This is a genomic window from Rhodanobacter sp. B2A1Ga4, assembly GCF_018101315.1.
GTDB classification, from domain to species: domain Bacteria; phylum Pseudomonadota; class Gammaproteobacteria; order Xanthomonadales; family Rhodanobacteraceae; genus Rhodanobacter; species Rhodanobacter thiooxydans_A.
In genome coordinates this window covers 1-12,729 of sequence record NZ_JADBJR010000005.1, presented here as the reverse complement: position 1 = coordinate 12,729, position 12,729 = coordinate 1, and the positions used below count along the sequence as shown (strand labels likewise).

Genomic DNA, 12,729 nt, shown 5'->3' with positions numbered 1-12,729 from the left:
CGTGCGCGCCGGCGGCGATTCCGGGCGAAACTTTTTTCTTGGCGGCGAAAGGTGCAAGCTTGCGGTACGGATGTCGCCATGATCGATGGCGACGCGTCGGCAGCTCGAAGCAGGGGAGGGGATGCATGCTGATTGGCGCGGATCCACCGGTGATCGACTATTTCATCGAAGCCTTGATCGCCACCACCGGCATCGCGTTCGCCTCCGGCGTGCAGTTCGTGGTCATCGGCCTGTGGCGGCGCGGCGAGGGCATCTACCTTTCCTACGCGCTGCTGTGTGTGTGTATTGCCGCGCTGGCGCTGGGCAACGTACTGCTGCTTCGCGCCGACACGCTGGCGGCGGCCACCGAAGCGGTGCGCTGGATGATCACGGCGGCGATTGCGAGCTTCGTTCCCATGGTGGTGTTCATCCGCGCCTATGTCGGCGCCGGTACCCACTGGCGCATGCTGCTGGCGATGGGCCTGCTGACGGCGGTTTTCCTGTGGGTCAACGCGGTGGCGCCGACCACCTTGTTCTTCTCGCGACTGGAGATCGACCAGCCCATCGTGCTGCCCTGGGGCGAGCGGCTGTATCGCGTCACCGGCACCGGTTCGATCTGGGGCCTGGCATTCCATGTGGCCAGCTATGCGGTTTTCCTGTGGGCGCTCGGCCGTGCATGGGCGCAGTACCGCGGCGGCGATACGCTGCGCGCCGCGTTGCTGGGCGGTTGCCTGATCGTGCAATTCGTCGCCCTGTTGTGGGGCGACATCGTGGTCGACCTGCTCCGCTACCGGGTTCCGTACCTGGACGCCTTCGCCTTCCTGCCCTTCGTGCTGCTGATGAGCTTGTCGCTGGCCGCGCAGATGCGCCAGCGCACGGCGCAACTGGAACACGCCCGGCGGCAGCTGGAGATCGAGGAAGGCACGCGCCGCGCCGCCGAGCACAGCCTGCGCCACCTCGCCTACCACGACAGCCTGACCGGCCTGCCCAATCGCGCCAGCGCACTGAAGCGGCTGGCCGAATCGCGTGCCGACGCGCTGGCCCGTGGCGGCTGCGGCGCCTTGCTGCTGATCGACCTGGACAACTTCAAGACCATCAACGACTGGGCCATCACGTCGGCGATCGCCTGCTGCAGGCCATGGCCGAACGCCTGCTCGCCGCCGCGCCGCCCGACGCGCTGCTGGCGCGCCTGGGCGGGGACGAGTTCGTGTTGATGCTGGGCTTGCGCGAGCGCAAGCCGCCCGACGTGCAGGCACGTGCGGAACGGATCGCGCAGGACATGATCGCGCTGGTGTCCGAGCCGGTGATGGATGGCCGGCGTGTGCTCGGGGTTGGCGCCAGCGTGGGCGTGGCGGTGTACCCCGTTGGCGAGGAGGACGTGGCCGAGCTGCTGCGCCGCGCCGACATCGCGCTGTACCGGGCCAAGGCGGCCGGCCGCAACACGGTGCGGGTGTTCCTGCCGCCGATGCAGCAGGAGGCCGACCGGCGCCTGAGCCTGGAGCGCGGCCTGCGCGCGGCGCTGGAGCAGGACTGCATGGGCACGCAGTTTGCCCTGCACTTCCAGCCGCAGATCACCGCCGAAGGCGAGCTGCTTGGCGCCGAGGCGCTGCTGCGCTGGCGCCACCCGCAACTGGGCGAGGTGGCGCCGGACAAATTCATCCCGCTGGCCGAGGAAACCGGGCTGATCCACGCACTCGGCGCCTGGGTCGTCGATGAGGCCTGCGCGCACCTGCGTGCCTGGGATCGCGACGGTGTTGCCTTCGGCAAGTCCCTGGCGGTCAACGTGAGCGCCTGGCAACTCGCCCACCCGCATTACGCCGCCCGGCTCGTCGCGCAGGTGCATGCGGCCGGCGTTGCGCCGGCGCGGCTTACCCTGGAATTGACCGAGAGCGCCTTGCTGCAGGATTTCGACGGCGCCCAGGCGACGCTGCAGCAGCTCGCGGACGCGGGCTTCCGGCTGGCGCTCGACGACTTCGGTGTCGGCTACTCCTCGTTGAGCTACCTGCAGCACCTGCCGCTGGACGTCATCAAGATCGACCGCGCCTTCGTCAGCCAGCTGCAGGCCGACGCCGGCAATCCACTGGCGGGTTTCATCGTCGACGTGGCGCACCGGCTGGGCATCATGGCGGTGGCCGAGGGTGTGGAAACCGCGTTCCAGCGCCAGGCGCTGGAACAGATGGGCTGCGACGGCCTGCAGGGCTACCTGATCAGCCGCCCGGTAGACGACGCCGGTTTCCGCCGCTGGGTGGCCGCCGGGCAGCAGGCCCCGGTGGCCTGATGCGCGCACGCGCAAGCGGCCCGCCGTGCCTTTTGCCAGGCTGGCCGCGGGCGGGGTTCAACCCTACAGGGGCGGCTTGGCCACCATCAGCCAGAAGGTGGCGATCAGCGCAAGAAAGGCGGGCCAGCCCAGCGCGAACCAGACGCGCATGCAGCGATGGTAGGCCGGCGGCAGCGCGGTGCCATCGCGCAACGCGGCGTCGGCAAGTCGGTGTGCGCGCCACTGCAGCCACAGCACCGGCAGCCAGCAGGCGCCGGCCAGCAGGTATAGCGCGATGGCAGCCTGCAGCCATGGCGTGTGCCAGTCGAAGCCCAGCAGTCGCATCAGCAGGTAGCCGGACAGCGGCTGCACGATCACCGCCGGCGTGGTGAACAGGAAGTCCGCACGCACGGTCAGCCGTGCGGCGACCGCGATCGCCGCAAGCTGGCCGCTGCGGTGGGTGAACCAGAAGAAGAAGGCGGTGCCCAGGCCGGTGCCGAACAGCAGCGTGGACGACAGGATGTGCAGCGTTTTCAGCAGCGCGTAGGCGTCGTTCATCGGCGTTCTTCCGTCACCAGCAGCAGTGCCAGTGCCGCGATCAGCGGCAGGTTCTTCAGCAGGCCGCCGAACGGATCCAGCCAGTGCGCCGGCCACGCGATGCCGATGCCGAGCGTGTAGCCGAGCAGCATCGCCAGCATCGCGCCAAGCACCCACCGCGGCCGCCAGTGCAGCAGGCACAGCGCGCCCAGCAGCAGGTCGATGCTGGCGGTGGCGCGCGCCAGGGCGAGCAGGCTGCCGGCTGAAAGCGAACTGCCGGGCGCGGCGACCGCCACCTCGGCCGGCGGGGTCAGCCAGCCGACCACACCGGAACCGAGCCAGAGCACGGCGATCGACACGCGCAACAGCGGCAGGCCGAAATACAGCCGCGCGTGCCAGCGATCCTGCACCTGGCTGGGCGCCTCGGCGAGCGCGCACTGCAGCGATCGCGGCGCCAGGCCGAGGCGTTCGTGCAGGCGATCGATGGCGCCCGCGGCGCCGACATTGCCGCGCTCGAGCAAGCGCGCCATGGTGTTGCCGAGCGGGCCGCGACCCAGCTGTTCGCCCAGCGCGCAGGCCAGCCGCACCAGCGGCGTGGGCACCGCCAGCGCGTACGCGCGCCCGAAGCCCAGCCAGCGGCGCCAGGCCCGCAGGTAGTCGCGCAAGCCCAGCACGTCGGGGCCGACCAGTTCGAGCACGTCGCCGGCGACCTGCGGCCGGGCCAGCGCGGCGACCACGGCCGCGCCGACGTCTTCGGCGGCGATCGGCTGCAGCGGCTGCCCGCCGCGGCCTGGCAGCGGCAGCAGGCCGGGCAGCCCGGCCATCGCGCGCAGCAGCGAACTGCCGCCGTAGGAGCCGCGCGCGCTGTAGACCAGCGACGGACGCAGCACCAGCCAGTCCAGTGGCAGTGCCGCCAGCGCGGCATCGCCGCGATGCTTGGAGGCGATGAAGGCACCGTCGTCGGCGTGGCCCAGCGCGGAGATCTGGATCACCCGCCGCACGCCGGCCTGCACGCAGGCGTGGAACAGCGCCAGCGGCGCCTGCTCGTGCACGGCGGCGAAAGTGTCGGCGCCGCGCTCACGCAGGATGCCCGCGCAGTTGACCACCGCCTCGATGCCGGCGAGGCGGGGCAGCCAGTCATCGCTGCGCAGGTCGCGGGCCATGTCGCAGGCGACCGCCGCGAGGCCGGGAAAGCGCGTGTCGATGCGCGCGCCGCGCACCGCGCAGACCACGTCGTGGCCAGCTGCGACCAGCGCCGCGACGATGTGTGCGCCGATGAAACCGTAGGCGCCGGTGACCAGTACGCGCATGGAGTTTCCTCGGCGCCGGTGAAGGTGGGGGAACTCAGCAGTAGCGGTCGGCCATCAAATCGGTTGCCGCCACCAGCTTGTCCACGATCGCCGGGTCGGCCGCGCTGTGGCCGGCCAGCACCACCTGCAGGTGTGCTTCCGGCCAGGCCTGGCTGAGGTCGTACGCGCTGGCCATCGGGCAGATGATGTCGTAGCGGCCGTGCACGATGATGGCGTGGATGTGGCGAATGCGCCCGATGTCGCGCAGCAGCTGGTCGGCTTCGAGGAAGATGGCGTGGCGGAAGTAGTGCGCCTCCATCACGGCCAGGCTGACCGCCTTGTGCGGATCCTCGAACTCGCCGCCGGCGTCGGGGTGGTGCAGCAAGGTGGTGCTGCCGCCTTCCCACGCGCTCCACGCCCTGGCCGCGGCGAGCCGGGTCGCCTCGTCGTCGCTGGTCAGGCGGCGCCAGTAGGCGTCCAGCATCGAGCCGCGTTCGGCCTCGGGGATGAAGGCGAGGAAGCGCGCCCAGCGCTCGGGGAAGATCTGCGACGCGCCACCGTCCACCTCGTTGAACCAGCGCAGTTCCTGCGGCCGACCGAGGAAGATGCCGCGCAGCACCAGGCCGAGCACGCGCTCGGCGTGCGTCTGCGCGTAGGCCAACGCCAGGGTCGAACCCCAGGAGCCGCCGAACACCACCCAGCGCTCGATCTCCAGCTGCTCGCGGATCGTCTCGATGTCGGCAACCAGGTGCCAGGTGGTGTTGTCGGTGAGTTCGGCGAACGGGGTGGACTGGCCGGCGCCACGCTGGTCGAACAGCACGATGCGGTAGCGCGCCGGGTCGAAGAAGCGGTGGTGGTAGGCCGACAACCCCGCGCCCGGGCCGCCATGCAGGAACACCACGGGCAGGCCGGCGGGGTTGCCGCACTCTTCCACGTACAGGGTGTGGATTGCATCCACGGCGAGGCGGTGGGTACGGTACGGCTCGATCTCGGGGTACATCTCGCGCATGGCGGGGATCTCTTGTGGATTTTCTCCTCCCCCTGCTTGCAGAGGAGGGAGTTTGTTGCGTCAGTCGAAGTGCAGAGCGGCGGTGAGATCGCCCGGTGGTGGGCCGCCAGCGGCGATCATCGCCTGCTCGCGCAGGGCGAGGCCGGGCAGTTTCGGCAGGCCGAAGCGGCGGGTGATGAAGCGCAGGATCGAACCGGTGTCGTAGACGCTGTGGTCGACGAAGCCCTTCTTCGCGAACGGCGACACCACCAGCGCCGGGATGCGTGAGCCCGGCCCCCAGCGGTCGCCCTTCGGCGGCGCCACGTGATCCCACCAGCCGCCGTTCTCGTCGACGGTGATCAACACCAGCATGTTCGGCCACAGCGGGCTGGCCTGCAGCGCCTCGACCACCTGCGCCAGGTGATGGTCGCCGGCGTCCACGCTGGCGTAGCCGGCGTGCATGTTGAGGTCGCCCTGCGGCTTGTAGAACGTCACCGGCGGCAGCGTGCCGGCAGCGGCCGCGGCGAGGAAGTGGTTGGTGGCCGGCTCGCTGCCCGTGCCGGCGTCGCGCAGGTGCTGCGCACGAGCCGCGGTGCCGGGCGCGAACTGGCGGAAGTAGTTAAACGGCTGGTGGTGCGGCTGGAAGTTCGGCACTTCCGGGAACGCGCGGTGGTTGCCGTCGCCCTGGCCGTCCAGCGCCAGCTGCCAGGCGCCGGCGTACCAGGCCCAGTCGACGCCGGCGGCGGACAGGGCGTCGCCGATGGTGGCGTGGCTCTGCGCGGGCAGCGTGTTCGGGCTGGCTGCATCGGCCAGGCGCGGGTCGTGCTTGTCGCGGCTGAATCCCGGCGCGTAGGCCGGGCCGATCGTGTTGACCGCCCAGAAGTCGGGGGTGAGCGCGTCGTGGGTGACAAACGTGGGGCGGCCCTGCATCGCGCTGGCCGGCGAGTCCTCGGCCAGCTTCGGACGGATGCCGGTGGGGTCGTCGCCTTCCAGCGTGGCGATCTGGAATTTCGCCGGGCCGCGATCCGCGTGCGGGTAGTAAGGCGGCTGCGCCGCGGCCAGGTACTGGTGGTTGAGGAACGAGCCGCCGAACGCGCCCATGAAGAAGTTGTCGCACAGGGTGTACTGGCGGGCCAGCTGCCACAGCCGCAGGTTCGCCGCGCCGTCGGCGTAGTGGCCCATGGTCATCGCGCCGGTATTGCCCCAGGCGACGAAGCCGTCGTTGCGGCCGCCGTTGATCTGCAGCTGGTTCTCGTAGAAGCGGTGCACCAGGTCGCGGGTGATCACGCCGTGCGGCAGCGGCGCGCCGTCGGGCGTGGCAAGCACGAACGGGCGGTTCGGCAGGCCGCTGATCGCCGACTCGTCGATCTGGTAATGGCGGCCGTCGACCAGTTGCGAGTGCGGTGCCAGTCCACCCCAGACCGGCGGCAGCGACTCCAGCAGGTGGCCGTCACGGTCGCGCTGGCGGTAGGCGGGCGTGTCGAGCGCCTGCAGCGGCTGGGCAAGGCCGGGAAAACCCGCGAACAGGTTGTTGAAGCTGCGGTTCTCGGCGTACAGCACCACCACGTGCCGGATGTGCTGGCGCAGCAGCGCGTCCAGAGCCGTGTCGGTGGTTGCGGGCGTCGCCGGCGGGCGTTCGCCGAACGGTTTGCAGCTGCCGAGGGTGAGTGCGGCACCAGCCAGCGCGATGCCGCCGAGCAGGCGGCGGCGTTCGGGGTTGGAGGGTGCTTCGCCGGGCGTGGCCGGATGCTGGTCGTCGGTCGGGTCGGTCATCGGATCGCTCGGTAGCGGGAGGGCTTCAATCGTCGGACATCGCGCGTGCCGCATTCCACATCGCGCGGGTCAGCGGGCGGTTCTCGTGCGGCGTCTGCAGCACGATCAGGGTGGTGGTGCTGGTGCTGGCGCCGGTCTTCAGCAGGCGGTCGAGCACGGATTCGAGATGGCCGATCGACATCGCCACCACGTGCAGCAGGGCCGAATCCTCGCCAGCCAGGCGGCGGCATTCCAGCACCTCGGGAATGTCTTCCACCAGCGTACCGATGCGCGCGCAGGTGATGCCGTCGCAGCGCAGGCGGATCATCGCGCTGATGCCGTAGCCCAGTCGCCTGGGGTCGACCGTGGCGCGGTAGCCGCTGATCACCCCGGCTTCCTCCAGCCGCTTCACCCGCTCGGCCACCGCCGGTGCGGACAGGCGCACCTTGCGGCCCAGCTCGGCGTAGCCCAGGCGTGCATCCTGCTGCAGCGCCTCCAGCAGCTGCCAGTCCTTGCCGTCCAGTTCAGGCTTTGCTTCCATGACTTTCGATTCCAAGGCAGGATCCCCCGCTGATTGATTCGATCGCTGGCTAAACGCAGTGAAAACGGTTTTGTGCATTATTCCTCGGTGCGACCGGCAAGACTAGGATGCGCACTTCCCCGTTACAGGAATCCGTCCCCATGGATACCGTTGATCGTCTCGATGGCCGTGCGCTGCTGGCCATCGCGATTGCCCTGCTCACCTGGTCGTCGGCGTATGCCGCGATCGCCTATGCGTTGCCGTCATTCACGCCCGGTGAGGTGGCGTTTGCGCGGCTGCTGATCGGCTCGCTGTGCTTTGCCGCATTGCTGCTGGTGAGGCGCGTGCCGTTGCCGGCACGGCGTGACTGGCCGCAGCTGGCCCTGCTCGGCGTGCTTGGCCTCACCGTCTATCACCTGTGCCTGAACTACGCCGAGACGCGGATCGCCAGCGGCACCGCCTCGATCCTGATCTCGCTGGTGCCGGCCGCCACCGCGGCGGTGTCGGCGTTCTGGATCGGCGAGCGATTGACGCTGCGCACCTGGATCGGTCTGGCGGTGGCGCTGATCGGCACCGTGCTGGTGGTGCTGGCCAGCGGACAGCGGGTGGAGGTGGATCCGCATGCCTTGCTGGTGCTGGTCTGCGTGGCCGTCTCGGCGATCTTTTTCGTGGGTCAAAAGGCGTTGTTCGCGCGCAGCAGCATGCTCGGCGTCACCGCGTTCGCGTTCTTCGCCGGCACGCTCGGCGCGCTGCCGTTCGGCTGGCATTTGCCGCAAGCGCTGGCGGCGGCGTCGTGGCCGCGTATCGGCGCGCTGCTGTGGCTGGGCATCGCGCCCACCTTCATCGGCTACCTGGCCTGGAACATGGCGGTGAACCGTGCCTCGGCCTCGCGGGTCAGCAGCTTCATCTACCTGTCGCCGCCGATCGCGCTGCTGATTGGCTGGCTGTGGCTGCACGAGGTGCCGAATGTGCTGATCCTGGTCGGCGGCGCGGTGACCATCGGCGGCGTGGTACTGGCGAATGCGCGGCGCCGCCCGGCACCTTCCGTGGTGCCGGCGTGCGCACCGGCCTGCGAGCAGGCCTGATCAGTTCAGTCGGGTCAGCTGCAGCACCTGCGGGTCGTCCGCATGCTCCAGCAGCAGGCGCTGTACGCGACCCTGCCAGGCTTGCGCGAACGCCGTGTGCTGCTCCGCCGTGGCGGCGGGCTGGAGTGCGGCGACCATCAGTTCGCGCAGGTTCGGTGCCGCCGGCACCGTGGCCAGGTCCAGTTCCACTGCCACGGCGGTGCCGTTGTCGCGACGGCGGAACTGCACCGCGCCGGCGCCCGTCGAGGCCGCGTAGCCCAGCAGCGCCTGCCGCACGAAACGGCCGCCGATGCCATGGAAGCCGTTGCCCGCGGCGGCGCCGGTGACCAGGGTCAGCACCTGCGCGATGACGCCGGTGACGCCTTCGTCCTCGGCGGCCGGCATGCGTACCGTGACGCCGCCGCGCTCGGCCGGTTCGCCCGGATACAGCGCACGCAATGCCGTGCGTGCCATCAGCCAGGCACCGGCCACGGTGGGGCAGGAATGGCCGGCCAGCCGCACGGCGTCGACATAGGCGTATTCCAGCAGGCCGTCGTCGGCGGCGCCGAGGAAGGCTGCCAGCGGGTCGCGCATGCGGATGCGCGGGGCCTGCTCGTAGAAGGCGGGATAATTCATGCGCCGCGGCCGCTCATTCGACCGGCATGCCGGTGATGCCGAAGTCGATCACCACCGCATCGGCGTCACGCTGGCGATAGGTCACCGTGAGGTTGTCGCCCAGGCGCTCGCGCAGCTGGGCGATCAGCGGGATCGGGTCGTGGTCGTTGACGAAACGCATCGTCTCGCCCGAACGCAGCACGTTGATCGCCCCGAAGATGGCCGAGTGACGGAAGCGGCGGGCCACGCCGCGCGCGTCGAAGAGGTGCACGTTCTGTTCGGAAACGATATCGATGGACATGGTGCGGGCTCGCAGGAAAGGGAGCCCCAACATACGCCGCGACGTGCGGCCGGCCACTGATCTGGGTCAGGGCGGCCTCAGAACTTGTACGCGCGATGGATCGCCACGATGCCGTTGGTGAGGTTGCGCACCTCGACGCGGCCGAAACCGGCGCGCTCCATCATGCCTTTCAGGGTTTGCTGGTCGGGATGCTTGCGGATCGACTCGGCCAGGTACTGATAGCTGTCGGCGTCGCCGGCGAACAGCTGACCCAGCTTCGGCAGCACCTTGAACGAGTGGAAGTCGTAGAGCTTGCCGAACAGCTCGCTCTGCACCTTCGAGAACTCCAGCACCAGCGCGCGGCCACCGGGCTTCAGCACGCGGCAGATGTCGGCCAGTGCCTTGTCCTTGTCGGTGACGTTGCGCAGGCCGAAGGCCATGGTCACCGCGTCGAAGCTGTTGTCGGGGAACGGCAGCGCCTCGGCGTTGAGCTGGGCCCAGCGCAGCCCGGCGACCAGGCCGCGGTCGGTGAGGCGGTCGCGGCCCACGCCGAGCATCGCCGCGTTGATGTCGCCCACCACCACCTCGCCTTCATCACCGACCACCGGTTTCATCAGTGCGGCGATGTCGCCGGTGCCGCCGGCCAGGTCCAGCACGCGGTCGCCGCGGCGCACGCCGCTGATCGCCACGAAATGGCGCTTCCACAGCCGGTGCACGCCGAACGACATCAGGTCGTTCATCAGGTCGTAGCTGCGCGCGACCGAGGTGAACACCTGGCCGACCAGTTTTTGCTTGTCGCCCACCGGCACGTCGCGGAAGCCGAAGTGGGTGGTCGATTCGGGCGTGGTCTTGGGTTGTTCGTTCATGGCCGGCAATGCTACAGGAACGCCGTTGTCAGGCGTCGGGCGGCGTGCCGCGACGGTCGCCGCCGCTGCGCCGATCGTGTTCGTGATGCTCGGCGTCGACATGGCGTTCGTGCAGCGCGGCGTCGTCGCTGTCGGCGGGCACGTGGGCGGGCGCGGCGGCATCCTCGCGGGGCTCGACCATGGAGGCTTCCTTGTCGCCGCCGGGGGTGATCTTCAGGATCGAGTGGCGCACCTCGCGCGACAGGATCACCCGCGCGTCGCGCACCATGCCTTCCAGCGCGGCGTCGTAGTCGAGCTTGCCGGCCTCGTCGGTCCACACCACGCGGCGCTCGCGCAGCTTCTGGATGAAGCCGCGGAACAGCGCCTTGTCGAAAAACTCCGGCGCGGTCAGCTCGTTGAGCAGGGACAGTCGCTGCGCGGTGAGCGAACAGGCGTTTTCCAGCTCGGCGCCGGTCATCGTGTGCGGGCCGTTCTTGGCCAGCGCGGCGATGGTGATGTAGTAGCGCTCGAAGGCCTGGATCAGGCTGCGCGCGATCACCTTGAGCTGGAACGCGCTGTCGTCCTGGCCGGGCGCTCGTTCCAGTACGCGGCCGTCGCCGGTGGATTCGAGCAGGCCGCGACGCACGAAGAAGTCGATGGTCGCCTGCAACTGTGCGCCGAAGCCATCTTCGTCCCACGGCAGGAACAGTTCGCCCTGGATGAACGGGTAGATGATCCGGCCCAGCCGCAGCACCGAGGCACGCGACATGCGGCGGTTGTTGAGGAAGCAGCAGGCCACCCACGCGGCGGTGGCGTTGAGGTGCAGCACGTTGTTGCGGAAGTAGCTGAGCAGCACCGCGCGCTCGCCGGTGGCGGTGAGCACGTCGCCGAGTGGATGCTGCACACGCTGGATCCAGCCCATCTGCTCGCCGTAGGCGATGATCGCGGCCGGGTTCATCGGGGTCAGCGTGATGCGGTCCGAGTACGGCAGCTCCTCCAGCATCGTCTTGCCCAGTTCGAGCTGGGTCAGCAGGTCGCTCTCGGCCATCGCGTGCTTCGGCGTGGCCAGCAGGGCCAGCGCCAGCAGGTTGATCGGGTTGACGTCGGCGGCGCGGTTGATGTTGACCTGGATCTGTGCGGCGAGGCGGTTGGTCACCGCGCCCAGCCATTCCGGCTTCGCCTCGGGGTCGGCGCCGGCGGCGCGCCAGTCGTCGCTGGCCGCGTCCAGCAGCGGCGTCAGCGCGATCGGTTCGCCGAAATTCAGCGCCACGTGGCCGTAGCGCTGGCGCAGCACTTTCAGGCCGCGGAGCAGGCCGAGCAGCGACTCCTTTTCCTTCGGCTGGCCGCTGAGTTCGCCGGCGTACGACTTGCCTTCCATCAGCTTCTCGTAACCGATGTACACCGGCTGGAACAGCACCGGCCGGCGCGGCGCGCGCAGGAACGCGCGGATGGTCATCGCCAGCATGCCGGCGCGCGGCGCCAGCAGCCGGCCGGTGCGCGAGCGGCCGCCTTCAATGAAGTATTCCATCGGCACGCCGCGGTCGATCAGCTGCGCCACGTATTCGTTGAACACCACCGAGTACAACGCATTGCCGCGAAAACTGCGGCGCAGGAAGAACGCGCCGCCGCGGCGCAGGATCGGCCCGATCACCGGCAGGTTGAGGTTCACCCCGGCGGCGATGTGCGGCACCACCACACCGGACACGTGCAACTGGTAGCTCATCAGCAGGTAGTCGGCGTGGCTGCGGTGGCACGGCACGTAGATCACCTCGTGGCCGGGCGCGGCGGCGCGGGCCTTGTCGAAGTGGTGCATCGAGATGCCGTCGTACAGCTTGTTCCAGAAGTTGCCCAGCAGGAACGAGGCGGAGCGCACCACCGGGTGCGAGTAGTCGGCGGCGATCTCCAGCGCCAGCTGGTGCGCCTTGCGCCAGGCCTTGGCGTGGCTGATCTTTTCCTTGGCGGCGCTGGCGGCGATCGCCGCGCGCACCGGTTCGGCGTTCAGCACCGCATCGACCACGGTGCGCTTGTGCGACAGGTCCGGCCCGATCACCGCGGCGCGGATGCGGTGGAAGTGGGTGCGCAGTACCCGCGCCACCTTGCGCGCGAAGCGCTCCGGGGTGATTCCGCCGGATTCGTCCAGCATCTGCCGCAGCGACACCGGCGTGGAGAAATGCACCACCGTGTCGCGCCCGTTCAGCAGCAGGGCGAGCATGCGGCGGAAGCGGCCGACCATCACCCAGTTTTCCGCGAACAGCACGCGGAACCAGCCGCTGTCGCGGCTGGGCGCCCGGCCGACGTAGATCGACACCGGCACGATCTGGATGTCGCGCTCGGGCATGCCTTCCAGCGAGTGCACCAGTTGCCGCAGCGGTTCGTTCGGGTTGCGCTTGCGGTTGCGGCCGAGCAGGCTGCCGTCGCGCCGGGCCAGCGCGAATACCGAGCGGCGCCGGCGGGTGCCGGCCAGCGGCCGCATCGGGTTGGGCAGGCCGGCTTCGCGACAGGCGCGCTGCAGGATCAGCGCATCGGAGAAGCCGTCGCGCTCGATCACGTAGCAGACGGGCACGCCGGCCTGCAGCAGCGAGGTGGGTTCCGCCGGATCGCGG

The 12,729-nt window shown here is 69.7% G+C and carries 12 protein-coding genes; 3 read left to right on the top strand and 9 right to left on the bottom strand.

Features of this window, described 5'->3' with window-relative positions; translation table 11 throughout:
• The first annotated feature begins 125 nt into the window (after positions 1 to 125).
• Together IMW82_RS17885 and IMW82_RS17880 are read left to right on the top strand one after the other, a co-directional pair.
• Positions 126 to 1,193, top strand: a complete 1,068-nt coding sequence (locus tag IMW82_RS17885; protein WP_244754371.1) for a diguanylate cyclase — start codon at positions 126 to 128, stop codon at positions 1,191 to 1,193.
• The gene (locus tag IMW82_RS17880; protein ID WP_244754370.1) at positions 1,118 to 2,257 is read left to right on the top strand and encodes a bifunctional diguanylate cyclase/phosphodiesterase; all 1,140 of its coding nucleotides are present in this window, start codon (positions 1,118 to 1,120) and stop codon (positions 2,255 to 2,257) included. Before IMW82_RS17885 ends, IMW82_RS17880 begins: the two co-directional genes overlap by 76 nt.
• 63 nt (positions 2,258 to 2,320) lie before the next feature.
• Here IMW82_RS17880 and IMW82_RS14770 read toward each other — a convergent pair whose 3' ends face one another.
• Genes IMW82_RS14770 through IMW82_RS14750 form a run of 5 tightly spaced genes read right to left on the bottom strand, consistent with a single transcriptional unit; the run spans position 2,321 to position 7,343 of the window.
• A complete protein-coding gene (locus IMW82_RS14770) occupies positions 2,321 to 2,794 on the bottom strand; it encodes a DUF2269 domain-containing protein (protein WP_211005111.1) in 474 nt (157 codons plus the stop codon).
• A complete protein-coding gene (locus tag IMW82_RS14765; protein WP_211005110.1) occupies positions 2,791 to 4,083 on the bottom strand; it encodes a DoxX-like family protein in 1,293 nt (430 codons plus the stop codon). The genes IMW82_RS14770 and IMW82_RS14765 overlap by 4 nt, the downstream gene beginning before the upstream one ends.
• A 34-nt stretch (positions 4,084 to 4,117) precedes the next feature.
• Positions 4,118 to 5,071: a prolyl aminopeptidase gene (pip, locus tag IMW82_RS14760; protein WP_211005109.1), complete on the bottom strand. Its 954-nt coding sequence runs from the start codon at positions 5,069 to 5,071 to the stop codon at positions 4,118 to 4,120.
• A 60-nt stretch (positions 5,072 to 5,131) separates the two neighbouring features.
• Positions 5,132 to 6,823, bottom strand: a complete 1,692-nt coding sequence (gene acpA, locus IMW82_RS14755; RefSeq protein ID WP_211005108.1) for an acid phosphatase — start codon at positions 6,821 to 6,823, stop codon at positions 5,132 to 5,134.
• Between the two features lie 25 nt (positions 6,824 to 6,848).
• Positions 6,849 to 7,343, bottom strand: coding sequence for an Lrp/AsnC family transcriptional regulator (locus IMW82_RS14750; protein ID WP_211005107.1), 495 nt, complete (start codon positions 7,341 to 7,343; stop codon positions 6,849 to 6,851).
• 140 nt (positions 7,344 to 7,483) lie between these two features.
• Between IMW82_RS14750 and IMW82_RS14745 the strand changes: the two genes are divergently transcribed.
• A complete protein-coding gene (locus IMW82_RS14745; protein ID WP_211005106.1) occupies positions 7,484 to 8,407 on the top strand; it encodes a DMT family transporter in 924 nt (307 codons plus the stop codon).
• Here IMW82_RS14745 and IMW82_RS14740 read toward each other — a convergent pair whose 3' ends face one another.
• The 4 genes from IMW82_RS14740 to plsB form a co-directional block, all read right to left on the bottom strand.
• Entirely contained in the window at positions 8,408 to 9,022 is a 615-nt protein-coding gene (locus IMW82_RS14740) for an FmdE family protein (protein WP_211005105.1), read from the bottom strand. It lies immediately after the preceding gene.
• A 13-nt stretch (positions 9,023 to 9,035) separates the two neighbouring features.
• Positions 9,036 to 9,302, bottom strand: a complete 267-nt coding sequence (locus IMW82_RS14735) for a DUF2249 domain-containing protein (protein WP_108472020.1) — start codon at positions 9,300 to 9,302, stop codon at positions 9,036 to 9,038.
• Positions 9,303 to 9,379: 77 nt separating this feature from the next.
• On the bottom strand, positions 9,380 to 10,147 hold the full coding sequence (gene ubiE / locus IMW82_RS14730; RefSeq protein ID WP_211005104.1) for a bifunctional demethylmenaquinone methyltransferase/2-methoxy-6-polyprenyl-1,4-benzoquinol methylase UbiE: 768 nt from the start codon (positions 10,145 to 10,147) through the stop codon (positions 9,380 to 9,382).
• Positions 10,148 to 10,175: 28 nt separating this feature from the next.
• Positions 10,176 to 12,729 (bottom strand): glycerol-3-phosphate 1-O-acyltransferase PlsB (gene plsB / locus IMW82_RS14725; RefSeq protein WP_211005103.1); only part of this gene is annotated, 2,554 nt, incomplete at its 5' end.